At 47.8% G+C, this 23,725-nt stretch carries 21 protein-coding genes and 1 other annotated feature; of the genes, 8 read left to right on the forward strand and 13 right to left on the reverse strand.

Features of this window, described 5'->3' with window-relative positions; genetic code table 11:
* Both proB and proC read right to left on the reverse strand, forming a co-directional pair.
* Positions 1-1,110, reverse strand: coding sequence for a glutamate 5-kinase (gene proB / locus DESLBE_RS04365; RefSeq protein WP_144675267.1), 1,110 nt, complete (start codon positions 1,108-1,110; stop codon positions 1-3).
* Positions 1,107-1,910, reverse strand: coding sequence for a pyrroline-5-carboxylate reductase (gene proC / locus DESLBE_RS04370; protein WP_144675269.1), 804 nt, complete (start codon positions 1,908-1,910; stop codon positions 1,107-1,109). The genes proB and proC overlap by 4 nt, the downstream gene beginning before the upstream one ends.
* A 49-nt stretch (positions 1,911-1,959) precedes the next feature.
* Positions 1,960-2,152 (reverse strand) — a binding site (T-box leader).
* A 209-nt stretch (positions 2,153-2,361) separates the two neighbouring features.
* On the opposite strand from proC, the gene DESLBE_RS04375 reads away from it, so the two are divergent.
* The 6 genes from DESLBE_RS04375 (at position 2,362) to DESLBE_RS04400 (ending at position 9,812) form a co-directional block, all read left to right on the forward strand.
* Positions 2,362-5,610, forward strand: a complete 3,249-nt coding sequence (locus DESLBE_RS04375; protein WP_144675271.1) for a DEAD/DEAH box helicase — start codon at positions 2,362-2,364, stop codon at positions 5,608-5,610.
* Between the two features lie 26 nt (positions 5,611-5,636).
* Positions 5,637-6,356 (forward strand): ABC transporter ATP-binding protein, encoded by a 720-nt coding sequence (locus tag DESLBE_RS04380; RefSeq protein ID WP_018307285.1) that lies wholly within the window; start codon positions 5,637-5,639, stop codon positions 6,354-6,356.
* Positions 6,353-7,582 carry an ABC transporter permease gene (locus DESLBE_RS04385; protein ID WP_144675273.1) on the forward strand — a complete coding sequence of 410 codons (1,230 nt, stop codon included), beginning with the start codon at positions 6,353-6,355 and terminating at the stop codon, positions 7,580-7,582. Before DESLBE_RS04380 ends, DESLBE_RS04385 begins: the two co-directional genes overlap by 4 nt.
* Positions 7,583-7,860: 278 nt before the next feature.
* A complete protein-coding gene (locus DESLBE_RS04390; RefSeq protein ID WP_018212895.1) occupies positions 7,861-8,070 on the forward strand; it encodes a helix-turn-helix transcriptional regulator in 210 nt (69 codons plus the stop codon).
* A complete protein-coding gene (locus DESLBE_RS04395) occupies positions 8,060-8,506 on the forward strand; it encodes a DUF6773 family protein (RefSeq protein ID WP_005816706.1) in 447 nt (148 codons plus the stop codon). The genes DESLBE_RS04390 and DESLBE_RS04395 overlap by 11 nt, the downstream gene beginning before the upstream one ends.
* A gap of 142 nt (positions 8,507-8,648) precedes the next feature.
* Positions 8,649-9,812 carry a DUF4317 domain-containing protein gene (locus tag DESLBE_RS04400; protein ID WP_144675275.1) on the forward strand — a complete coding sequence of 388 codons (1,164 nt, stop codon included), beginning with the start codon at positions 8,649-8,651 and terminating at the stop codon, positions 9,810-9,812.
* Between the two features lie 231 nt (positions 9,813-10,043).
* On the opposite strand, the gene DESLBE_RS04405 is transcribed toward DESLBE_RS04400, so the two are convergent.
* Genes DESLBE_RS04405 through DESLBE_RS04420 form a run of 4 tightly spaced genes read right to left on the reverse strand, consistent with a single transcriptional unit; the run spans position 10,044 to position 12,413 of the window.
* Entirely contained in the window at positions 10,044-10,436 is a 393-nt protein-coding gene (locus DESLBE_RS04405; RefSeq protein WP_005816710.1) for a VOC family protein, read from the reverse strand.
* A 59-nt stretch (positions 10,437-10,495) separates the two neighbouring features.
* Positions 10,496-11,404, reverse strand: a complete 909-nt coding sequence (locus tag DESLBE_RS04410) for a YafY family protein (RefSeq protein WP_015944061.1) — start codon at positions 11,402-11,404, stop codon at positions 10,496-10,498.
* A 44-nt stretch (positions 11,405-11,448) separates the two neighbouring features.
* Positions 11,449-12,078 carry a DUF2812 domain-containing protein gene (locus tag DESLBE_RS04415; protein ID WP_005816714.1) on the reverse strand — a complete coding sequence of 210 codons (630 nt, stop codon included), beginning with the start codon at positions 12,076-12,078 and terminating at the stop codon, positions 11,449-11,451.
* Positions 12,075-12,413: a helix-turn-helix transcriptional regulator gene (locus DESLBE_RS04420; RefSeq protein ID WP_015944060.1), complete on the reverse strand. Its 339-nt coding sequence runs from the start codon at positions 12,411-12,413 to the stop codon at positions 12,075-12,077. The genes DESLBE_RS04415 and DESLBE_RS04420 overlap by 4 nt, the downstream gene beginning before the upstream one ends.
* 1,068 nt (positions 12,414-13,481) lie before the next feature.
* Here DESLBE_RS04420 and DESLBE_RS04425 point away from each other — a divergent pair.
* Both DESLBE_RS04425 and DESLBE_RS04430 read left to right on the forward strand, forming a co-directional pair.
* Positions 13,482-13,931, forward strand: a complete 450-nt coding sequence (locus DESLBE_RS04425; protein ID WP_144675277.1) for a hypothetical protein — start codon at positions 13,482-13,484, stop codon at positions 13,929-13,931.
* Between the two features lie 34 nt (positions 13,932-13,965).
* Complete coding sequence (locus DESLBE_RS04430; RefSeq protein ID WP_144675279.1) at positions 13,966-15,354, forward strand: 4Fe-4S binding protein; 1,389 nt, start codon at positions 13,966-13,968, stop codon at positions 15,352-15,354.
* A gap of 176 nt (positions 15,355-15,530) precedes the next feature.
* On the opposite strand, the gene leuB is transcribed toward DESLBE_RS04430, so the two are convergent.
* The 7 genes from leuB to ilvD all read right to left on the reverse strand — a co-directional run bounded on the left by leuB (position 15,531) and on the right by ilvD (position 23,685).
* On the reverse strand, positions 15,531-16,589 hold the full coding sequence (leuB, locus tag DESLBE_RS04435; RefSeq protein WP_144675281.1) for a 3-isopropylmalate dehydrogenase: 1,059 nt from the start codon (positions 16,587-16,589) through the stop codon (positions 15,531-15,533).
* Positions 16,582-17,070: a 3-isopropylmalate dehydratase small subunit gene (gene leuD / locus DESLBE_RS04440; protein WP_144675283.1), complete on the reverse strand. Its 489-nt coding sequence runs from the start codon at positions 17,068-17,070 to the stop codon at positions 16,582-16,584. The genes leuB and leuD overlap by 8 nt, the downstream gene beginning before the upstream one ends.
* Positions 17,070-18,335, reverse strand: a complete 1,266-nt coding sequence (leuC, locus tag DESLBE_RS04445; RefSeq protein WP_144678610.1) for a 3-isopropylmalate dehydratase large subunit — start codon at positions 18,333-18,335, stop codon at positions 17,070-17,072. The genes leuD and leuC overlap by 1 nt, the downstream gene beginning before the upstream one ends.
* A 248-nt stretch (positions 18,336-18,583) precedes the next feature.
* A complete protein-coding gene (ilvC, locus tag DESLBE_RS04450) occupies positions 18,584-19,585 on the reverse strand; it encodes a ketol-acid reductoisomerase (RefSeq protein WP_005816729.1) in 1,002 nt (333 codons plus the stop codon).
* 231 nt (positions 19,586-19,816) lie between these two features.
* Positions 19,817-20,296: an acetolactate synthase small subunit gene (gene ilvN, locus DESLBE_RS04455; RefSeq protein ID WP_005816731.1), complete on the reverse strand. Its 480-nt coding sequence runs from the start codon at positions 20,294-20,296 to the stop codon at positions 19,817-19,819.
* Between the two features lie 5 nt (positions 20,297-20,301).
* The gene (gene ilvB / locus DESLBE_RS04460; RefSeq protein WP_005816732.1) at positions 20,302-21,987 is read right to left on the reverse strand and encodes a biosynthetic-type acetolactate synthase large subunit; all 1,686 of its coding nucleotides are present in this window, start codon (positions 21,985-21,987) and stop codon (positions 20,302-20,304) included.
* A gap of 6 nt (positions 21,988-21,993) precedes the next feature.
* Positions 21,994-23,685, reverse strand: a complete 1,692-nt coding sequence (gene ilvD, locus DESLBE_RS04465) for a dihydroxy-acid dehydratase (protein WP_144675285.1) — start codon at positions 23,683-23,685, stop codon at positions 21,994-21,996.
* Positions 23,686-23,725 lie beyond the last annotated feature (40 nt).

Here is a 23,725-nt window from a genome sequence, read left to right on the forward strand (position 1 = left end):
TCATTCGATCATCAAGGTCATATTATCGCGATGAACGACCTCTTCACCCTCTAGATTGGGGATGGTGGCCAACATCTCTTCCGAGTGCTTGCCACGGACTTTCTCTAACTCTTCACTGCTCAGCTCCACTAAGCCGCGAGCCACCTCAATTCCGTCCGGGTTATTGATGCGTACCAGCTCTTTTCGTTCCCAGATGCCGTCGATGCCGGTAATGCCTGAAGCCAGCAGGCTTTTTCCTTTGAGTAAAGCCTTTACGGCCCCCTCATCAATAAAGATGCTCCCTTCGGATAGGCCGCCATAGGCGATCCAGCGTTTCTTGCCCATAATGCGGTGGGCGGCAGGGAAAAAGTAGGTACCTAAAGGCCGTTCTCCTTGAATCAATTTGGTGATTTCTTCTATGCGCTTGGAGTGCAGGAGGAACATCCCCATACCAAAACGGGTGGCGATCTCCGCTGCCTTTAGTTTGGTCACCATCCCGCCTGTACCCATGGAGCTGCCCGCACCTCCGGCGATGTGCATAACTTGGGTCAAATCCTCCACTTCCTCAATGAGCTCTGCCTGAGGATTGAGTTTGGGATTGGCCGAATAGAGTCCGTCCACATCCGTGAGAATCACCAGCAAGTCTCCATGAACCAAACCCGCCACCAGGGCGGAAAGGCGGTCATTATCCCCGAAACACAGCTCTTCCACCGCCACAGTATCATTTTCATTGATAATCGGAATCACCTGATAACGCAGCAGCTGCTCTAAGGTGTTTTGAGCATTGCGATAACGGGAGGCCTCAGCTAAGTCAAGGCGGGACAGCAGGACCTGAGCGCAGACCAAGCCCCGTGCCTCCAAAGCAAGGGCGTATTTCTCAATCAAAACCCCCTGACCTACAGCGGCAACCGCCTGTTTGCCGGCCATATCCTTAGGCTTGGTTTTTAGACCCAGCTTCCCCACCCCGGCAGCCACTGCACCCGAGCTGACCAGGACACATTCTACACCAAGCTGGCGGATCCCGGCAATGACCCCGGCAATCCTCTGAATAGCTTGATCATCAAGACCGCCTTCAGGATGGTTTAAACTGCTGCTCCCCACCTTGATCACGATTCTACGCAGGTCACTCACCCCAAATACTCCCTTTCCATTGCTTGTGCACGATGCTTGCAGGCTTTAGCGGCCTGGGCCACAAGCTCTTCTAACCCCTGCTCCCGGAAGACCTCCAAAGCCTCCTGGGTGGTTCCTTTGGGCGAGGTTACGGCCACCCTCAGTTCACCGGGGGATTTCCCGCTCTGAGCCAGCATCTTAGCTGCTCCCATTAAGGTTTCTTTGGCCAGGTTCTCGGCTACCTCCTGGCTGAAGCCCATATCAACCCCTGCCTTGACCAAAGCTTCAGTAAAAAGATAAAAATAAGCCGGCCCGCTTCCGCTCATGGCGATGAGGGGATTAATCTGTTCCTCAGTTATCCAGATATATTTCCCAACCGCCCCAAAAATATCTTCCACATCCCTCTGCTTCTCTTCATTGACACCCTGACCTTTGACCAAGCCGGTCATGGAATGCAAGACGGCGCTTGAGGTATTGGGCATAGCCCGAATAATGGGACAATGAGGCAAATGTTTTTCCAGCAAGGCCAGGGGAATTCCTGCCGCCACGCTGATCAGGAGCTGGTTTGAGCTTATATCCTCCCTGATTTGGGCCAACGCTTCCCCAACATCCTTGGGTTTCACTGCTAAAAGGATGATCTCCGAATCCTTGACCACTTCCCTAAAAGAGACGGGAATGACCCCATAGTCCTCTTTCATTTGGGCCAGCTTAGCCTGGTTAGAGCGATTGGTCACCCGAATTTCGTAGCTTCCCGTCACCATCAGCCCTTTGATAATGGCCTCAGCCATGTTTCCTGCCCCGATAAAACTGATCTTTTTCATTCGAACCGCCCTCCCTTTCTATGTAAAAAAAAGACCCTTTCATCCCTTTGCCAAGGACGAAAGAAGTCTTCCGCGGTACCACCTTTATTGCCATACGCCACTTAAACCCGATAACGGCGGGAACCGTTTGATTCATCATCAAAGCCTCACGATTGGGTTCAGCCACCACATTTCAGGAAGTCGCACCAAACCTTCCCTCTCTTGCCAAATGAGTGACCTACTGGATCGTTCCTCGGCAGTATACCTCATTAAATTAGATCTATTGTAGCATAACACCTTGTTATAATCCAGTACTCTGTACCACCTAATTCTAATTCCTCATATTCCTCACATTTCCGACGGTTAACTTCCCGTGACTGCATTGTCGTAATTTCCATTTAATTTGACTGGCTTAAGTGTGCTGAGGTATGCTATTTCTATAGTTCTTAAAACACTTGGAGGAATCCATAACATGCCTTTTCCTATTATTAACGAACTGGAGATACGCACCCTGGCCTCCAGCAAAAAAGCCTACGAGCTGGGAGTGGCCTATGCCCTTAAGGGCAGGGTAAGCCAATTGTCTCACGATGGGGAAAGAAACCTGATTTCTGCCGTCGTCATGGGCACCTGGCTTTACGAGGTTGAGATTATCCTGAGCAGAAATGGTTCAATTCATTCCTGTCATTGCACTTGTCCGGCCTTTGCCGAATATCCCGGAGCCTGTAAACATGTGATAGCCGCCCTGAAAGCCGTCCAAAGAAAGCTGACCGGTTCTCAGCCAAGATTGGCTGTTGTCAAAGAATCCGTAGCTGATTTTATGGCCTTATTTGCGAACCCCGACCCCAAATCTGTTCGCGAAACTTTAAATCTTGAGTTTGAACTCCAAATAGAAATCCATCGTCGGGTCCACGCTCAGCTGCAAATCAAGGTAGGGCAAAACCGTCTTTATATTGTAAAGAATTTAGAAGAGTTCTTAGCCGCAGTCCAAGGGGGACACCTACTGACATTCGGCAAGCAATTCACCTATGATCCCTTCCTGCACACCTTCAGTGATGAGGATCATACCATTATCCACATGCTTCAGGAAATGTCAAAGCAATATGAAGCCTTCAATGAGCAGCGGAGCTTCCACTACGCATCCCCCTTCAGCCAAAAACCTTTCGTTTTGACTGAATATTACTTAGGCAAATTCTTTGATGCTTTAGGCGCTAAACACTTCTCTTTAGCCCTCACCTCCTCAAGAGGCGGGTTACCTGAACTTTCCCCCTCCCTCCAGATCATACGCCAGGATATTCCCTTGGATTTTGCCGTCCAGTCTAAAGAACAGGACCTGACTCTGGCTTTGCAAAGCAAGCTTCCCCTGCAGCTTACCGATGATGGACGCTACTATCTTTACGATCAGAATATCCACCAGGTCTCACCCGTGCAACAGTCCTACCTGCCTAACCTCATTAAAGTTATGTCGGGAAAAAAACACCAAACCCTTACCTTTCCAGATCATCAGAAAGATTTTTTTGCTTCTGAAGCGATACCCCTTATCGAACAGATGGGTTCTGTTGCCATCGACCCCCAACTGGCTGAAAAATTCGTACGGGAAGAACTGCAGGCCAGGATCTATTTTGATAGGATGGGTGAATACGGCATCCGAGCCCGCCTGGAATTCCATTACGGGGATCATATAATCAATCCCTTTACCTCTCAAACAGGGGCTAATCGCCAGGAGGCGGCTGACTCGCAAATTCTTATCCGCAATATCGAGAGAGAAAGAAAAATACTGGGGATCTTTGAGCAAGCAGAATTTATCGTTTCTCAAGGGGTAATAAGCTTGGAAGATGATGAAAAGCTCTTTGATTTTATTACCACCTGGCTTCCTCAGCTGCAGGATTGTGCGGAAACTTTCTATTCCGATGACTTCAAGCTTACCATTCGCACCTCCACCAGCTTTTCCGGCCGGGTGCGTTTGGATGAATCATCAGATCTGCTGGAGATATCCTTTCAATATAGTGATATCGACCGGGATGAGCTGACCCAAATCTTTCATTCTTTGCAGGTGAAGCGGAACTATTACCGGCTGCGGGACGGCTCCTTTCTCGACCTGAGGCAGCCTGAACTGGAATCCATGGCCATGTTTCTTGAGCATTTAAACCTCAGGGGGGAGGATTTGAACGAACAGACCCTAAGGCTTCCCAAGTTCAGAGCCATGTATATCGACAGCTTTTTGCGTCAAGCCAATTTACCTGGAATTCAGCGCAATAAAGCCTTTAAACAATTAGTCCAAAGCATTCTTGAGCCCCAGGACGGGGAATATGATCCGCCGCCATCCCTTATGAGTGTACTGCGGGATTACCAGAAGACGGGATTCCGGTGGCTTAAAACCCTGGCTGCTTATGGTCTGGGCGGCATTCTGGCCGATGATATGGGACTGGGAAAAACCTTGCAGACCCTGGCCTTTATCTTGTCCGAAAAGCTTTCCTCCCCTGCTCTGGTGGTTGCCCCCACTTCTCTCATCTATAACTGGCAGGCGGAAGGGGAAAAATTCGCGCCGGGCTTGCATATCCTGGTGGTCGATGGCTCACCCCAAGAACGCCAGGAGCAATTAAAGGGCCTCGTTCAAGCTGATTTAGTCGTCACCTCCTATGCTCTGCTCAGACGGGATATCGAGACCTTTGCCCAGGTTGACTTTTCCTACTGCTTCCTGGATGAAGCTCAGAATATCAAGAATCCCCAGACCTTGAACGCCAAATCTGTTCAGAGAATTAAAGCGAAGAGTTATTTTGCCCTGACCGGCACGCCCATAGAAAATTCTCTTGCCGAACTTTGGTCCCTCTTTAATTTTTGTCTGCCGGGCTATCTGCTCTCTCACCAGGAATTTCAGAAAAAGTACTCCACGCCGATCATTAAAGACGGCGATCCCCTGGCCCTTAGGGAATTAAGCCGGCATATCAAGCCTTTTATCCTGCGCAGGCTTAAAAAAGACGTTCTGAAAGAACTGCCCCCGAAGATCGAGACGGAAATCAAAGCCGCCTTAACCGAGGAGCAGCGCAAAATCTATCTGGCCTATCTTCAGCAGACCAAAAGCCAGATTGCTCAAGAACTTGCCACTCATGGTTTTGCCAAAAGCCAGATCCAAATTCTCGCTGCCTTAACCAGACTAAGGCAGATCTGTTCCCATCCGGGAATGTTCATCGACAATTATACGGGGGAAAGCGGAAAAATGCTCCTCTTCCAGGAACTCTTAGAGGATAGTTTAGCCGGCGGCCACCGGGTGCTGGTTTTTTCCCAGTTTACCTCCATGCTGGATATCATCGGGGAGTATCTCCACTCTGAAAACATCGACTATTTTTATCTCAGTGGGTCCACAAAAGCTCTTGAACGTTCACGTATGGCCGCTTCGTTCAATAACGGCGAGGGTCAGGTTTTCCTGATCTCCTTAAAAGCCGGTGGAACGGGGTTAAATCTGACCGGTGCCGACACCGTAATTCATTTCGACCCCTGGTGGAATCCGGCTGTTGAAGATCAGGCTACAGACCGGGCCCATCGCATTGGACAGCAGAATTCTGTCCAAGTGATTAAGCTCCTCACCCAAGGGACTATTGAGGAAAAAGTCAACGCCCTGCAAGCTAAAAAGAAAAAGCTCATTGATTCCGTCATCCAACCCGGTGAAACTATGCTCTCGAAATTGACGGAGGAGGAATTGCGAGAGCTTTTCGAGTTAAACTAAATAAGTGAAGCCAAAGAAAGGAGGCTGTGCCGAGATTGAATTTAGTTCAAGCCAACATCACGTCCGGCGGATACCTAAAGAAGGACCTCATCCTCAAGGATATTTCCTTTGAGGTAAAGCCCGGTGAGCTTGTCGGATTAATTGGGCCTAACGGTGCGGGAAAAAGCACGATCCTCAAGGCGATTATGGGACAGCTTCCTTATCTGGAGGGAAAGGTTGAATTTGAGAATGCCCACACCCATTATGCCTATATTCCGGAACAACCGGTCCTCTATGATAATCTCACCTTGTGGGAGCATTTAGAGTTCGCCGCAGCCGTGGGAAAAATGAGCCAGGAAACCTTTGTGCCCAGAGTTGAAGAATTGCTGAAGCTCTTCCGCCTCCATAAGGAGAAACACCAACTCCCTGTCACCTTTTCCAAAGGAATGCAGCAAAAAGTCATGCTCATTCTCGGCTTTTTGCTGCGCCCTCCTTTATATATTGTAGATGAGCCTTTCATTGGCTTGGATCCCCACGGCATGCGGGACTTTCTCCAGCTCGTGGACCAAGTGCGTCAGGATGGGGCGGGTATCCTGATGTCCACCCACTCCCTGGATACGGCGGAAAAGATCTGCACTTCTTTCATCCTTATTCATGAAGGAACCATCATCAGTCAGGGAAATCTGGAGGATATACGCCGGCAGAGCCGCTTGCCGGAAGGCTCTCTCTTCGACTGCTTTATCAACCTCCTGGAGATACAGCCATGAACAATGTCCACCGTCTTTTCCGGCATCGCCTTTTTGCCGACTGGAAATTTCAATATTCTATTTGGAAGCTGGTGGTGGATTGGATCGTAGCCCTCTATATCGTCATCCCCGGCTTAGCTCTTTTCCTGGATACCTATGTGGACTGGTGGCAGGAACCCCCTTCCCTCTTTTTCGCTTTGCCTTTGACCATCCTTTTGCCCATTGCTGTGGTGTTTTGCCGGTCAGGCACCTTACGAATCTTTGTGGAAGAAGCAGATCAGCTCTTCCTCTTTCAGCACCGTTCCTGGCTCAAGGGGCTCGTGGCCTACAGCATCGCTTTTCAGATCTTAGCCAATCTCCTCATCACCGGTTTGCTGGCTTTTCTCTGTGCACCTTTTCTGCTGGCTGTCCATCATGTCGATCTGGCCGGTTTCTTTTGGTTCTTTCTCCTCCTCTTGATTTGCCGCATCAACTCTGGTCTCTTCAAGCAATGCCTTCAGCATCGCTGGGAAGGCTGGCGCTACATTCTGGCCCAGATCCCCTTGCTCGGGTTTTATACGGCTCTCTTTTGGGCAGCCCTTGCTTCTATAGGCAACCGGCCCCTTTATTTTCTGCTCACCTTCCTTCTCCTTCTGCTGCTGATCCTGCTGATCTTTTACAGGCTGTCTCTGCCAGCCACCTTACTTAAAGATATTTCCCTGGCTCAAACCGAAAAAATGAAATTTGCCAATGTGTTCTTGAAATACATGGGGACCTATACCAAAAAGCCAATACGCTTAAAAAAGCATCCCTGGCTGTTTAAAAACTCCGGCCGGCTCTTTAAAGAACGAAGTGCTGATAAAGTCCTAACCGAAATTGGCCTCAAGGGATTTTTGCGCCACCGTTCCAATATGCTCTTTTATCTGCAAGTCGTGGGTATCTATGGAGCTTTTCTCACCATCTTGCCTTCTCTATGGCAATGGATCCTCTGGGGTGGGGCCATCTTCTTTTTGGCCTCCCTGGGAAAACTACAGTGGCTTGAGTGGATCAACTCTCCCTTCGTCTCCTTATTTGTCCTGGACCGGAAAATAAAGCAAAAAGCCGCCGGCCGGTTCCTCTTTTTCTTCATTTGTCCCGGGCTTATCTTTTTGGGGTTGGCGGTCACCCTCTTGACACAACAATGGTTTTTAGGGCTGGTGTTGCTGCCCGTTGGGATTTTCCTCAGCAAAATTACTGCGGATAGCCTGACGTTCTTTCAAAGCAACTAGACATTCAAGGCTCCATCTATAGTACAAAAGGCATTGCTCTATCTTGATAATAGCCCTCTTGGGCTTCGATAATATTCTGGAGATCCAGCCGTCCTAGGTCACTGGATCTTTTTCTTTTCTCTTTTCAGCCTTTCTTAAAGTCTTTACCTTTACTTTAATTCTTTAATTGAACATCGAATTTCTTTCTTCTTTAATTGACTTTGACTTACTATAATGCAATATATATTTGACATTAAGATTATTTTACTATACTATATGTATTAAAGGGGGAGTGACTATTGAAGAATCTTCGCTTAAAAGCGGCACGTGCCGGCTTGGATATGTCCCAGGAACAATTGGCCACAGCCGTGGGGGTAACGCGCCAGACCATCGGCATGATTGAAGCAGGTAAATTCAACCCATCTTTGCAGTTATGCATAGCCATTTGTAAAGCGCTTGGCAAAACCTTAAATGACCTTTTTTGGGAGGATGATAAAAATGAAAGATGAACGAATCCAACAAGCCCAGAATAAAGTTCGCAGTGAACTGGCTGTGATCACCTATCTGGCCATAGTCTTATCTTTTCTTGTCAAAACCTTAGCCTTTGACATGAGTCTTGCTGAATGCCTCACGGAATATCTGATCCTGATCCTCTTTCCCCTTTATCAGTTTATCCGTATGCATACCATGAAGATCAGCCTCTATAGCTCTCCCGGCAGTAAGCAATATCGTCATAATCTCTTGTTCGTTGCTGCAATCTTGCTGATTACAGCCGCTTTGTCTGTTTTCAGCATGTTAAACCGCTCCACTATCGTCGATTTTCATAAGCCAGTCCTTTTCCTGGTTTTGTTTATGGTCCTGTTCGTTGTTGTTTACTTTATTGCCAACGGATACAATCGGCACAAAGCCCATAAGTATGAAGCAGAGTTTGATGAGAAAGATTAACGCTGAGCACCTCCTGGTCTGTGCATACCACTGTCACAGACTGAGAGGTGCTTCTTTGTTCCCCCATGATAAGGTGACTATTGACTAGAATCCCTAAAATTTGCTACCTTTATAGGAGTGCTAAACAGAAGGAGCAATCGAGATGAATAAGAATGATGTAGCAAGTATCCGCAAAGAATTTAAAGTGGATAATACGAAACTAAAGATCGCCGAAGTCGTGAGCATTTATGTCAAAGGGGATTTAAAGCAGGTCATCGGCATCGAAAAAGAGTATTTCGAAAGAATGGATGCCCAAAAGCAGGATCTCTATCTTAAGAATTTTAAGAAACTCCTCACCGGGCCTCTTGATGCTAAAGTTTTTGAGCTGGAATTTACCGATAACAAATTGGGGCAAAATCCCAACCAAAGGGCGCTCATCGAAACCTTACAACCCCATCATTTCGCTAAGGGAACTGAAGAAATCGCTCATAGAATTATTGAAAACTGCCATTATGAAGGGGATTATATGCTGACCTTTTTACGGGGTGAGGTCTATAAGCCCTCGAAAAGAAGCTCTGCCGGGGATGATTCAGGGCTGGATGACGTGGTGTTTTCCTTTGAATTTTTCATGGGGAGTATTAATCCCGTCATGCTTCCCAAGACCGCTCTTAAATTCGATTTTGAGGACAGGGTGTTCAAAGCCGATATCCCCATGGATGTAACCATCAATCTATCGGCTCCTTTGGATGGGTTTATGTTCCCGGCCTGGCATGATGATGCGGCGGATGTGAATAAAGTGGTTTATTATTCCAGCAAAGCCAATGCCCCCAACCCGGAGTTTCTCTCCCAAGTGTTGGGATGCGATTTTCAGAGGACGGCACAAACGGAAAAGGAGCAATTCCTGGAGATCGTTCAGGAAGTGGCGGGAAAAGAAATCGAAGCGGAGAAGATCGCTGATATCTATGAAAATCTCAACACCCTGATCACCAGGAATGAAGAAGAGGAAAACCCTGAAGCAGCCAGTGTTGGGGTAAAGGATATGGAAAAAATTCTTCAGGCCAGCGGGGTGGGCAACACCCAGGGACTGGAAACCGCTTTCCTGAAGGTTACGGGTACGGAGAAATACGAATTTAAGGCGGCCAATATCGCACCTAACTTTAAGGGAAAATCCCTGAAAATCGAGAACAACACCGTGAGTATTTCTGTAAACCCTCAGGATTTACGCTATATCAAACAGGTCAAGCGGGACGGCAAACGGTATTTGCTGATTGAAATTGATGAGACCGTCAATCTTGAGGGCTTTGAATTAAGCACCGAAACATTTTAAACTGAAAATTTGCTTTATGTAAATTATAAACCGGCCAAATTCTAAGGAGTTGTCAGGCAACAACATCTGCCCGGTTAACGCAAAAAAAGAGAGGGTGGCTTAGCATCCACACTCCTGATTAAAGAAATATTTCTACAGCAAAACAGCCTGGCCGGTTTTGGCTAGGCTGTTTTGCTGTCTGTTACATTCATGGGGTTCTTATTCTTGGCAATGATACTATGTTTTTTTCAGTTATGCCTTTACAAAAGAGGAGATTTCAATCAAATTTCCATCCGGGTCAGCAACATAACTGGTCCTTTGCCCCCACGGTTCATCCGTAGGAGGAAATACCGGCGTAGCCCCGGCGTTTACGATTCTTGCATACTCAGTATCGACTTCGGCAAAATCAGCAACATCAAAGGCCAATTCTACCGTACCGTTTAATCCAGTGGGATAGGTATAGCTTTTTGATGTCATTTCCTCAAAGTCTTTTCTGCTGAACATGATTAACCGGAATTCGCCGGAATACAACTCAGCATTGGCTTCTCCCGCCCAATCTGTTTTCATGCCCATCACATCCCGATAGAAAGAAACCATTGTTTCCATATCCTTTACAAATAGGCCGATTGCATCTAGTTTAAGCATTTTTCATCCCTCCTTCTAAACACAATATAACAGCAGTAACCGGACAGCAGTATGTCTTGTTAGTCATCTTGCCTCAGCATATTTTTGGCATGTTCCTGGATGTTTGCCTTTAATTCGGGGGGCTCGATCACTCTCACCCTATCTCCGAAACTCAAGAGCCATTGCAGCAAATACTCTGGATTAGAAAACGATCGTTGAAACAACAGTTTATCAGGTTCGGAAACAGTAAAACATTCCGGTCCATATTCTTCTATCAATCGGTATTTCGCTCTTGCGTCAAACAGGGCTGTCAGTCTGATTTCTTCTGTTTGAAAATATCGCTCAAATTCCAATTTTCCTTCCGGAATATTTCGTGGGATATAAGTAAGGTTGGTGTTTTTTAGTTTCCATAAACGATTTAATTTAAAAAGCCGATATTCGTTTTTCGTAAGGCAATAACCATAGACATACCAGGCCGCCCATTTGAAGAGGATAAGATAGGGTTCGATCAAACGTTCACTTTCACCTTTATCTGAATAGTACACGAAAAATACCTTTTCCCGATTAAAGATCGCCTGTCTAAGTTGTTCTATTTTATCTGAGAGGCTGTCCTGATACCATGATGCCAAATCAATTAAAATCATGTCCTGTTCAGCTAAAACAGCCGCTTTTCCGTTGGCGAATTTCTCGATAAGGGTTTGTCCATATGTGGTTTTGGAAATGCTGTCAATGCTCCTGATACCTGTTAAGATCGCTTGCAATTCTTTTTTGGTAAGGACGGTTTTATCAAGTTTATAGCCATCCGCGATGGAAAGCCCCCCGCCATATCCTTGCCTGGATACAATAGGAATACCGGCTTGACCTATAGCATCAATATCACGCTGGATAGTCCTGCATGAAACCTCAAATCGCTCCGCCAGCTGTGGAATCGTTGCTCTTTCTTTTTGCAAAAGGATTGTAATGATTCCGATCAGACGGTCTATTTTCATATGCCCACCTCTTTGCCATTATGGCCAAAGCCGCCAAGCCCTTCCTATTCGAACAGTTTGCTTTCCTCTTTTAATCTGCCGACTAATGAAGCATAGCTTATCGCCGGGATAATAAACAAAACGCCAAGGCCGGCCAGGAGCATTCTGAACACCCATGTCATAGTACCAGACATTGACGATACATTGGGGATAAAGGTTATGGCAACCAGCCCAAGCAGCAAAAGAACAGTCCAAGCATAAGCGTACACAACATTCTTGTAAGTATGCAATGTATCACTCACATCGGTATGCAACTCAAAGGGTTGGCCATCCCTCTTTTTTTCCAAAATCAAAAGCTCTTTGTTGTACCCTCCAGGCGCTGTGGCAATCTGCCCCATGCCCTTCCCATAGGGCCGCCACCTTACTTTCCCTAATGAATAATTGAGATTGATGTTTTTGGTAAAGGTACGAAAACCCATGCTTTCAAGATATTCACGATAAGCTTTGGCTTTGGTATAGGCTTTCTCCCCGACAAACTCAACGGCATATTCATATTCATTTGGTTGGCACTGGTCGAAAGTATAGGCTATCCTGCCGCATTTCTTTAACCGGTAGCCGCGCCCGGCCATGCTGTTCAACCATTTCTCCTGTCCGTCTAAAAAATCAAAAAAGTAACGAAAGAAGGTTTTGCTCATTGATCCTCATCCTCCCTTATTATTGTGGATGCCAACCGCAGGACTTCGTCCATACGTCTCAACTCTTCTGCCACTTTCTGTTTTCCGGTGTTGGTGATGATATACGCCTTTTTCTTGCCGTCCGCTTCATCACCATAAGGTGCGATCCATTGCTTCTTTACCAAAGCATTGATAGCGCCATATAAGGTGCCTGCACCCAGAGTGACCCGCCCTTTGGTCGCAGTTTCAATAAACCGCATAATACCGTATCCGTGGTTGGGTTGATAGACAGCCAGTAAGACAAGAAATGTTGTTTCTGTCAGCGCACCGCCTTTGATATTGTCTCTGATAGAAATCGCTCCCCTTCCTTATTACGTTTACTGTAATATAAATTATATCACTAAACGTAATAAAATCAATAGCTAACATATATTTGTAGGAAAAACACCTTAATGAGCTCATACTAAGATGTCCCAAAACGCGACAACGTTGTCGTGTTTTGGGACATGCAGCGGGGACTATGGAGTATTTGTTTTTAGAGTAAGATTTGACTACTCTCCTGAATTATTTTGTTTTTCCGATTGCTTGGCATTCTTTTTGGTTTTCTTACTTTTGTCGCTCATCCTAAATCCCCCCCTTTTCAAATTCATCAGTATTCCTAAATATCAATTCGTTCATTCAACCCTCTAGATTGAGCAAATAAATAACCCTCCCCATGTCTAAATAGATAGAATGGAAAAGGTTTTAAGAAGAGCACGCAATGATCTACCTTGCACCAAGTGAGATAACTTATTACCCAAACATAATCTTGCGACTATGGCTAAGCAGAATCGCCACCCCAAATGATGGTTCGTTCGACCATACTGGATATCTACCCAGCCTAATTTAACCTTACGGCTAAACTAGACCGAAAAATTTATATATAGCAATGCACCTTTGGAGTGTATCTCTATATATAAAAAATCTTCCAAAACCCAGCATGATCTTAGCTCGACCTAAGCAGATAAGTTGGAACCCTTAGTTAATCAAGGTTAGTCGACTAACGAAAAGCTTTTCCCTACCCACAAAAATCTTCTCTCCGACAATTTATAAACGGACGCCTATAAATCATCTTTGACCGACCTATATATACCCCTATTACGAAGCACATATAAATCTTGGCTCAACCATTACGTACCCTTCGACATTATAATGTGCTTTTAGCGAGTGAAATATTCAATTCTGCTTAGCCAATAAAAACCATAATTGGTAAACTTCCATGCCATTGAATGCATCTGCACCACGCAAGTTTAAGTATTCATTCCTGGTTTTAATTCCTCAAATCCTCTCTTCATTAAAAAGTCATAGGATATTTACAAGAAAATCAAATTATTAAGATAAAATTCCACTTGTATTTCCTATTATTTTGATCGGAGGAATTAGTTTTGAAGAAAAAAAGGATTCTGATTGGAGGGATAAGCTTAGTGCTGTTGTTTCCATTTGCCTCTGTAGCCATAGCTGAGGAAGTGACTTTCGCGGCAAGTCAAAGCACCGTACAAGTCGTCGCACGAGCAGCAGCACAAGCTCAATCCCCGGCTGAAGCAAATGACCGTATTACCGTGGGAATGGCCGGTATGAAAGGCGGCTCGATTGATAGCAATTCAACGGATATAGACTTAAATGAAACCTCCCATGACATGGATATGGATAAGCCGGATGTGCAGGAAGACGGGCAAAAAGCTGAGGAAGACGGACATGGCCAGTCGGAAAAGACTCAAGGCAAGGAACACGGTGAAGAGGAGCCGGTAGGGGTTAATTGGCCTGTGGTTTGGGGCTTTTTAGGCCTTAACTCACTTGTTATTGTCAGCGCGGGAATTCTCAAGTTTATGAAATAGGTGATAAAATTTTCTAGGTAAAGGAGTAAAATTGATGGCAGTCAATAAAAAAGCAGATCCAGTCAGACATCCGGGTTTACCCAAAAAGAATTTGCTTGATCATAAGATAATCAAAGCTATGCTTAAGAGCCGGTGGTTTCCAGGAATCATTCAGTGGCCGGTTTTATTCGTTTTTGCACTTATTGTTTTTGAGCTTATGGCCGGACCAGGTTCGGCCCATGATAATTTCGGTACGGCAGGAACCTGGGTACTCTGGTGGCCGTTGATCCCGATTATTTTTTTGCTTCTGGGACGTTTTTGGTGTGCTATTTGCCCTTTTGCCACTGTAAGCGACTGGATACAAAAATTTGTCGGCAATAATCGTCCTGTTCCTAAATTTTTAAAGAAATATGGCATCTGGCTGATTGATATTTTCTTTATACTAATCACATGGGCGGACCATACTTTTGGGGTCGTTGAGAACCCCAGAGGCTCGGGTGTACTGTTACTTATCATCACAACGGGTGTGATAATCAGCGGAGCGTTCTTCGAACGACGTACCTGGTGCAGGTATCTGTGTTTTCTCGGCGGCTTATCGGGTAACTATGCCCGGTCGGGTTCCCTTGAGCTTCATGCTACTCCTGAAAAATGTGCACAATGTACGACTCAATCCTGTTATAAGGGAAATGGCAAAGTTGCCGGCTGCCCCATGTTTGAATTTCCCCGTACCATGGATAGCATGGCAAGATGCAATCTCTGTGCCAATTGTATTAAAACCTGTCCCAATGATTCGATTCAATTAAGTACCCGTGTCCCGACCAAAGGATTATGGTTTATTAAAAAACCCAAATTTGAAGAATCTTTCTTAGCCATTATCATTATGGGAATTGTTTTTGTACAGAATATTACCATGCTGGAAGTCTGGGAAAAGATGCTTGCTTCCCTGGAGAACTTTGTTGGAACAGATAATTACTTTGTAACCTTTACCATCACCTTTATTATTGCTATGGCCATTCCGGTATTTGCATTATTTGCCAGCAGCTACTTTGCTAAACTCTCCAACAAGAAAAGCACTATCCAAAACTTTGCTATCTTTGGCTATTCTCTGATACCATTGGATCTAGCCGGGCACATTGCCCACAATCTGTTTCATCTTCTGGCTGAAGGCAAGTCGATCATCTTCACCTTCCTGGCCTTATTCGGAGTTGAAACTCACGGTGCTTCAGCTGCTATCTTCAGTAATTCAACCATTCAAATACTTCAGTTTGGTTTAATTGGACTGGGTACCCTGGGATCAATCTATACAGCTTATCGAATCTCGAAATACAATTTTGCAGCAGAAGGAAAAACTTTTGCCAGCTTTATGCCTTTCGCGGTACTAAGTGTTATTCTGGGGATTGTCAATGTCGGTCTGTTTATCCTCCCCATGGCTATGCGCATGTAAATGAAGCTAAGGGGCCAACGACGGACGAAGCACAAGCGAACCGGGGTAAATCCGAGGTGAATCGAAAGCCCCAGGGATAATGACCCTGGGGCTTTGCGGTGAGCATATTATATTGATATGGAGATATGGAAGTTTGTTTTATAACTTCTTTGTCGGCAAAAGGTACTAAATAAGCTTTACAGTGCAGCCAGCACTGCATCGCCCATCTCTATCGTTCTCACAACCTTATCCCCTGCCTGGGCCAGATCCCCGGTCCGATACCCTTGCTCCAGGACCTTTTCCACAGCGCTCTCAATGCGTAATGCTTCGGCCTCCATACCAAAAGAATAGCGAAGCATCAAAGCTGCGGAAAGAATAGTGGCCAGAGGATTAGCCAGGTTCTTACCGGCGATATCGGGGGCAGAACCATGAGCCGGTTCATACATCCCCTGGGTGCCGCTCAAGCTTGCTGAGGAGAGCATACCGATGGAGCCGCCCAACATGGAGGCCAGATCGGTGAGAATATCCCCGAACATGTTCTCCGTGACGATGACATCGAATTGCTTGGGGTTGCGGACCAATTGCATGGCCGCATTATCCACATACATATGCGTGAGCTCCACTTCAGGATACTCTTTAGCTAATTCATTGGCTATCTCTCTCCAAAGGCGGGAGGTTTCCAGAACATTGGCCTTATCCACGGAGCAAAGCTTTTTGCTGCGGAGCATAGCTGTCTCAAAGCCTTGGATCAGGATGCGCCGAATCTCTTCTTCTGAATAGGTCATCTTATCGTATGCTGAACGAGGGTTATCTGAACGGCCTTTTTCCCCGAAATAAACCCCTCCGGTCAATTCCCGGATAACCACCATATCCACCCCGTCCAGCACGTTCTCTTTAAGGGTAGAAGTGGCCAGCAGGCTGGGAATCATGCGCACAGGGCGGATATTGGCATAGAAGTTCAGCCCTTTGCGCAGACCTAAAAGAGCCGCTGTTTCCGGACGTTCCGAGGCAGGGAGATGATCCCATTGATGTCCCCCTACGGCACCTAACAGAACCGCGTCAGCTTCCCGGCAACCCTGCAAGGTCTCATCCGGCAGGGCTTTCCCCACCAATTCGATGGCCGCTCCCCCGACGGGATAGTCCTGGAATTCAAAGTCAGCATCCGTTTCAGCCAAGACTGCTTTCAGCACCCGTACGGCCTGGGGAATAATTTCCTGCCCGATGCCATCGCCGGGCAATACTGCAATTTTAGGCATGTTCTTGTCTCCCCTTCACATATGGAATAAGTCCCCCTGCTTTGATCAGATCCTGCATAAAGGGTGGGAAAGGCCGGGCTTCAAACTCAGTATTTCTGGTCAGATTAACGATCTTTCCGGTCTCCAAATCCACAGAGACCTCATCCCCTGCTTCGATTCCTTGAACTGCCTCAGGGCATTCCAGAATAGGCATACCGATGTTAAGGGAGTTCCGGTAAAAAATCCGGGCATAAGAATCGGCGATGACCGCTTTTACTCCTGCCGCCTTAATGGCTACCGGAGCATGTTCCCGGGAAGAACCGCAGCCAAAGTTTTTGCCGCCGATGATCACATCTCCGGGCTTTACCTCTTTGGCAAAATTGGTGTCGGCGTCTTCCATGCAATGAGCCGCTAAATGCTCGGGAGTGTTTTGATTTAAATAGCGTGCCGGTATAATGACATCGGTGTCGATATCATCTCCGAATTTCCAGGCCTTGGCCATTATAACACCTCCTCTGGATGTGAGATTTCCCCGGTCACTGCCGACGCTGCCGCTACAGCCGGTCCGGACAGATAGACTTCACTTTCCGGATGTCCCATCCGTCCGACAAAGTTCCGGTTGGTGGTGGAAAGCGCCCGCTCCCCTTTGGCCAGAATTCCCATATATCCGCCCAAGCAAGGTCCGCAGGTAGGAGTGCTGACCACAGCTCCCGCATCGATAAAGATATCGATCAGTCCTTCCTGCATGGCTTGCTTATAAATATCCTGAGTTCCGGGTATGACAATTAAGCGTACATCCCCATGGACTTTTTGGCCCTTGAGGATCTGAGCCGCCACTTGCATATCTTCCAGACGGCCATTAGTACAGGAACCGATGACCACTTGATCGATTTTAATTCCTTTCCCTTCACTGACGGGTCTGGCGTTCTCCGGCAGATGAGGAAAAGCCACTTGCAAAGGAATATCTGCCACATCCCATTCATAGACTTCCACATACTGAGCATCGGGATCGCTGTGATAGACTTTATAAGGGCGTTTGGCCCGTTCATTCACATAAGCCAGGGTCTTTTCGTCGGGAGGGATAATACCGTTCTTGGCTCCCGCTTCCACAGCCATATTGCACATGGTTAAACGGCCGTCCATGGACAAGGCGGCGATACCTTCCCCGGTGAATTCCATGGCCCGGTAGCGGGCGCCGTCCACCCCGATTTTGCCGATGGTGTAAAGAATCAAATCTTTACCGCTGACCCAGGGCTGGAAGTTCGTTCCTTTAAATATGAATTTTATGGATTCCGGAATTCTGAACCAGGCTTCCCCGGTAGCCATGCCGGCGGCTAAATCTGTGCTGCCCACTCCTGTTGCAAAAGCACCCAAAGCGCCGTAGGTGCAGGTATGGGAATCGGCGCCGATGATCACATCACCGGGCAGGGTCACGCCTTGCTCAGGAAGAAGACAGTGCTCAACACCCACTCTTCCCTGCTCCCAATAATGAACAATCCCTTGTTTTTTGGCAAATTCTCTTAAAGCTTTGCTTAATTCTGCAGAAGCGATGTCTTTGTTGGGGGTAAAGTGGTCGGGAACCAAGGCGACCTTGGTCTTATCCCAAACGGTTTCCACACCAAACTTCTCAAATTCCCGGATGGAGACCGGACCGGTTATATCATTGGCCAAGGCCAGGTCCAGCTGGGCGGTAATCAATTGACCGGGTACCACCTTATCCAGACCGGCATGCTCGGCAAGAATTTTCTCAGTGATGGTCATTGCCATATCTCTCATTTCCTTTCCTCTTGTATAGAACCACTTATATAGAACCATGCGCTTTGTCATTACAAACAAAGCGCATGTCATTATCTGATAAACAAGTTTGATGCAATGAGCAAATAAATTTCGTAACGCTCCGTGGGTCGGGTCAAACTCTTTCCGGGAGAAAGGTGAGCTGTGGTGGTTGGGGTGGGAGACGGCTAAAGGTCCGGGTCGCTGAAGGAGACTTTCCCCCGAAGGAGATTCATGTAGGATTATTCACCGGGCTTCTTAATAAAGGGCATCATGGCACGAAGCTCAGCTCCCACTTTTTCGATAGGATGCTCGGCGTCTTTACGCTCGATAGCATTAAAGGAGGGGCGGTTGATTTGGTTCTCTAAGAGCCAGTTCTTGGCAAAGGTGCCATCCTGGATTTCCGCCAGGACTTTTTTCATTTCTTTGCGGGTTTCATCGGTGATGATGCGTTTACCGATCATCATATCCCCATACTCAGCGGTGTCGGAGATGGAATAACGCATCCGGCTGATGCCGCCTTCATAGATGAGGTCGACAATCAGCTTCAATTCATGCAAGCACTCAAAATAAGCGCTCTCCGGCTGGTAGCCGGCTTCCACTAAGGTATCAAAGCCTGCTCGGATCAATTCGGATACCCCGCCGCAAAGTACGGCCTGCTCACCAAAGAGGTCGGTTTCCGTTTCTTCCTTGAAGGTGGTCTCCAGAACTCCGGCCCGGGTACAGCCGATTCCTTTGGCATAAGCCAAGGCCAGATCATAAGCACGGCCGCTGGCATCCTGGTGAACGGCTATCAATCCGGGTACGCCGGCTCCTTCTTCATAGGTTCTGCGCACCAGATGTCCGGGGCTTTTGGGAGCGACCATGAAAACATCCACATCAGCGGGAGGTACAATCTGACCAAAATGAATATTAAAGCCGTGGGAGAACACCAAGCATTTGCCTGCTGTAAGATGGGGTTTGATTTCTTTCTCATAGACGGAGGCCTGGCGCTCATCAGGGAGAAGGATCTGAATCAGATCGGCTTGAGCTGCAGCTTCAGCCACAGTTGCAACTTTCAAACCGGCTGCTTCAGCTTGTTTCCAGCGGCGGGAATCGGCACGAAGACCGATGACCACATTGAGACCGGAATCTTTTAAGTTCTGAGCCTGAGCATGACCTTGGCTCCCATAACCCATCACTGCAATGGTTTTGCCTTGGAGTAATTCCAAGCTTGCATCAGAATCATAATACATTTTTGCCATGATAAAACGCTCCTTTTTGAATCCCCTGAAGATTACCTTTTAACCTGAGGATTACCTTATTAATATAATGTTTTGCCAGCCTAAGCCGCATTTCTAAAATAGTGAAATGTACGGATGTGATGTACTATCTCATGATAGCACAAAGAATCCTGTTGTACAACAGAAAACGGCAACTTAGGCGGTTTTATAACAACTCTGTATATTAGAAATATTTAGATAAAGACAGTCTGATTAGCTTTCCAAACGGGTTATAGCAATCTTCCCAGTCCTCACCAGTTCCATCAGCCCAAAGGGGCGTATGGTTTTCACGAAGGCATCGATTTTTTCTTCGTCCCCGGTGAGTTCTACGGTCAGGTTGCTTCGTCCCATATCCACTACCCGGCCCCGGAAAACGTCCACGATTTGCAGGACTTCCAGGCGGGTATCCGCTTTCACCTTGATGCGGATTAAAGCCAGCTCCCGATCCACCACCGTCTCATTGGTCAGGTCTGTTACTTTATGGACCACCACCAGCTTATGCAGCTGTTTGGAAACCTGCTCAATCACTGTATCATCCCCATCGACGACGATGGTCATCCGGGAAATGCCGGGATGCTCCGTCTGACACACTGAGAGACTGTTGATATTGTAGGCCCGCCGGGCGAACAATCCGGCCACTCTGGTCAATACACCAGGGTTATTTTCGACAAGAACCGCTAAAGTATGCAGCATTTTCCTCACCACCCCAACATTTCTGTGAGTCCCTTCCCTGGGGGAACCATCGGGGAGACCACTTCATCTTCGGATATAATGAAATCCATGAGAACCGGACCGGGATGATTAATAGCTTCCAAGAGAGCGTTGCGGACTTCGGAAGTCTCCGTAACGCGAATTCCGCGAATGCCGTAAGCTTCGGCAATCTTGATAAAATCCGGGTTGGCGGTAAGCTGAATCTGACTATAACGCTCATCGCAAAAGACCATTTGCAGCTGGCGCACCATACCTAAAACCCCGTTATTCATGAGGATAATCTTTACCGGAAGCTGGTATTGCACGGCGGTAGCCAGCTCCTGAATGCTCATCTGGAAGGAGCCGTCCCCTGTAACCAGAAAAACGGTGCTTTCAGGAGCAGCGACTTGAGCTCCGAGAGCTGCAGGCAATCCAAAACCCATGGTGCCCAGACCGCCGCTGGTGATAAAATGCCGGGGAGCTGGAACCGGATAGCCTTGGGCTGCCCACATCTGATGCTGGCCCACATCGGTGGTGACGATGGTTTCTTCTCCGGCAATTTCGCCCAGGGTCTCAATAATCACCTGAGGATTAAGATTGGGATTATCGGTCTTGAGTTTTTCTTCCTGCCACAAGCGGATTTGCTCCCACCAAGGAGAAATTTCCGGTTTGCTGACTTTAGAGAGAAGCTCTTCCAAAACCAATTTGGCATTGCCGACAATGGGGACCTTGGTTCTTGCAACTTTGCCGATTTCGGCGGGATCAATGTCGATATGAATGATTTTGGCTTTCGTGGCAAAACGATGGCCTAAACCGCTGGTGACCCGGTCGTCGAAGCGGACCCCTATAGCAATCAGCAGATCACAATCATCTACTGCATAATTTGCCGTCACGGTTCCGTGCATCCCTACCATCCCCAAAACATTGGGGTGGTTTGTGGGCAGGCTTCCTATCCCCATCAGGGTAGTGACCACCGGAAGGTTGGCCCTTTCCACGACTTGCTGAAGGATTTCACTGGCTCCGGCCGTGATCACTCCTCCCCCGGCATAGAGAACCGGCCGCTGGGATTGGGCGATGACCCGGGCTGCTTCTTCGATCTGCCCGGCATTCCCCTTGGTAAAGTATTTATAGCTTTTCAGATTCAATTCTGCCGGGGCCGGGCGGACATCCGTTGCGGCCAGAACGTTTTTGGGCAAGTCGATTAAGACGGGGCCGGGACGTCCTGTGCTGGCAATATAAAAAGCTTCCTTGACAATCCGCGGGATCTGCCGCGGGTCCTTGACCAGATAAGAATGTTTGGTGATGGGAAGGGTAATCCCTGTGATATCCACCTCTTGGAAGGAATCCGTCCCCAAAAGGCTGGTGGGGACTTGCCCGGTTAAGATCACAACGGGTATGGAATCCATATAGGCATTGGCAATCCCTGTGACTAAATTCGTTGCTCCCGGTCCGGAAGTGGCCAGGCAAACCCCTACTTTGCCGCTGACCCGGGCAAAGGCGTCGGCGGCATGAATGGCAGTCTGCTCATGCCGGGGCAGCAGATGCCGGATCGGGCTGTTGATCAGGGCATCATAGATGGGCAAAACAGCTCCGCCGGGATACCCAAACATGACCTCTACTCCTTCCTGGACCAAAGAATCCAGCAAAAGAGCCGCCCCTGTGGCATAGGTAGTACTCTCCTTCTCATTCCCCAAATGTTATCACTCCTTTACTCGTCGTAAGGCCGCTCCTTTAGAAGCAGATTGTACGAAATAGGCGTACCGTCCCAGGTAGCCTTTGCGTAGTTCAGGCTTGAGATGATCGGGCTTAACTGCCATGGCTGCAAATTCTTGTCGGCGCTGTTCTCTTTCTTCTTCAGATACGATCCACTCAAGACGGCCTTTACCAATATCAATGCGAATTTTATCCCCATCCTTTAAGAGAGCGATGTCCCCTCCCAAGGCGGCTTCCGGTGAGACATGACCGATTGATAGACCGCGGCTGGCGCCTGAGAATCGTCCGTCTGTGAGCAAAGCCACATCGGAATCCAGGCCCATACCTGCTAAGGTCGCTGTCGGTCCCAGCATCTCCCGCATACCCGGCCCGCCTTTTGGCCCTTCATAGCGAATGACCACTACGTCGCCGGCTTTGATCTCCAGGTTGCGGATAGCCTCGGCGGCGGGAACCTCTCCATTGAAGACCTTGGCTGATCCTTCAAAGACAAAGTCCTGGCTGCTTAAAGCACCTTGTTTAATGACCGCTCCTTCCGGAGCCAGGTTGCCGAAGAGGATGCGCAATCCCCCTCTTTGGGAGAAGGGGTTAGATTGGGGGCGGATAATTTCTGTGTCCACAACTTTGGCATCCTTTAAGCGTTCAGCCATAGTCACGCCGGACACGGTCATGGTCGATCCGTCGATCAATCCGGCATCCAAAAGCTGTTTGAGAACCGCACTGACTCCGCCTGCTTCATGGAGCGCAGCCAAAGGTGTTTCAGAAGCCGGGGCGAGTTTACAGATTTGGGGGGTTTTTTCACTGACTTCATTAACCTTGCCCAGATCCCAGTCTATATCCCCTTCGTTAGCGATGGCTGGTAAATGGAGGATAGTGTTGGTGGAACAGCCTAAGGCCATATCCACAGCCACGCCATTTTTCAGAGTGCTTTGGGTGACAATATCTCTGGGTTTAAGGTCTTGACGATAAAGCTCCATGACCTGATAGCCGGTTTCTTTAGCAAGTACTAAACGCTCGGAATAGACTGCGGGAATGGTACCATTGCCCGGTAAAGCCATGCCGAGAGCTTCGGTTAGACAGTTCATGGAGTTGGCGGTAAACATACCGGCACAGGAACCGCAGGTCGGGCAGGCTTTAGCTTCCAGTTCATGAAGCCAGGCTTCATCCTTTTTGCCGGCATGGACCTGTCCCACCCCTTCAAAAACTGTACTCAGGGTTACAGGATTGCCTTCGAACCGGCCAGGCAGCATAGGACCGCCGCTGACCACAATGGCCGGGATATTTAAGCGCATGGCGGCCATCAACATCCCGGGAACCACCTTGTCACAGCTGGGGATTAAAACCAAAGCATCCAACTGATGACCCTTGGCCATGACTTCAATGGCATCGGCCACGATTTCACGGCTGGCCAGAGAATAATGCATCCCCTCATGCCCCATGGCAATTCCGTCACAGACCGCTATGGTGGAAAACTCAAAAGGGGTTCCTCCGTTTTCCCTGATCCCTGCTTTCACGGCTTCTGTGACTTGTCGAAGATGCATATGACCGGGCACCAGCTCGGTAAAAGAATTGACCACACCGATAAACGGTTTGCGGAGTTCACGATCCGTCAGTCCCAAAGCTTTTAAAAGGGAACGATGGGGCGCCCGGTCAATTCCTGTTTTTATGGTATTGCTGTTCATAGTTTTTCCTCCACTATTTTTCTGTTCAAACTATCCATAT

This window comes from Desulfitobacterium sp. LBE (assembly GCF_007830365.1).
Lineage (GTDB): Bacteria > Bacillota > Desulfitobacteriia > Desulfitobacteriales > Desulfitobacteriaceae > Desulfitobacterium > Desulfitobacterium hafniense.

What these genes read in the sequence shown, in the direction of transcription:
- proC (WP_144675269.1), bottom strand. Translation starts at nt 1,910, where the DNA reads ATGAAAAAGATCAGTTTTATCGGGGCAGGAAACATGGCTGAGGCCATT.
- DESLBE_RS04375 (WP_144675271.1), top strand. Translation starts at nt 2,362, where the DNA reads ATGCCTTTTCCTATTATTAACGAACTGGAGATACGCACCCTGGCCTCC.
- DESLBE_RS04385 (WP_144675273.1), top strand. Translation starts at nt 6,353, where the DNA reads ATGAACAATGTCCACCGTCTTTTCCGGCATCGCCTTTTTGCCGACTGG.
- DESLBE_RS04395 (WP_005816706.1), top strand. Translation starts at nt 8,060, where the DNA reads ATGAAAGATGAACGAATCCAACAAGCCCAGAATAAAGTTCGCAGTGAA.
- DESLBE_RS04400 (WP_144675275.1), top strand. Translation starts at nt 8,649, where the DNA reads ATGAATAAGAATGATGTAGCAAGTATCCGCAAAGAATTTAAAGTGGAT.
- DESLBE_RS04405 (WP_005816710.1), bottom strand. Translation starts at nt 10,436, where the DNA reads ATGCTTAAACTAGATGCAATCGGCCTATTTGTAAAGGATATGGAAACA.
- DESLBE_RS04410 (WP_015944061.1), bottom strand. Translation starts at nt 11,404, where the DNA reads ATGAAAATAGACCGTCTGATCGGAATCATTACAATCCTTTTGCAAAAA.
- DESLBE_RS04415 (WP_005816714.1), bottom strand. Translation starts at nt 12,078, where the DNA reads ATGAGCAAAACCTTCTTTCGTTACTTTTTTGATTTTTTAGACGGACAG.
- DESLBE_RS04430 (WP_144675279.1), top strand. Translation starts at nt 13,966, where the DNA reads ATGGCAGTCAATAAAAAAGCAGATCCAGTCAGACATCCGGGTTTACCC.
- leuB (WP_144675281.1), bottom strand. Translation starts at nt 16,589, where the DNA reads ATGCCTAAAATTGCAGTATTGCCCGGCGATGGCATCGGGCAGGAAATT.
- leuD (WP_144675283.1), bottom strand. Translation starts at nt 17,070, where the DNA reads ATGGCCAAGGCCTGGAAATTCGGAGATGATATCGACACCGATGTCATT.
- leuC (WP_144678610.1), bottom strand. Translation starts at nt 18,335, where the DNA reads ATGGCAATGACCATCACTGAGAAAATTCTTGCCGAGCATGCCGGTCTG.
- ilvC (WP_005816729.1), bottom strand. Translation starts at nt 19,585, where the DNA reads ATGGCAAAAATGTATTATGATTCTGATGCAAGCTTGGAATTACTCCAA.
- ilvN (WP_005816731.1), bottom strand. Translation starts at nt 20,296, where the DNA reads ATGCTGCATACTTTAGCGGTTCTTGTCGAAAATAACCCTGGTGTATTG.
- ilvD (WP_144675285.1), bottom strand. Translation starts at nt 23,685, where the DNA reads ATGAACAGCAATACCATAAAAACAGGAATTGACCGGGCGCCCCATCGT.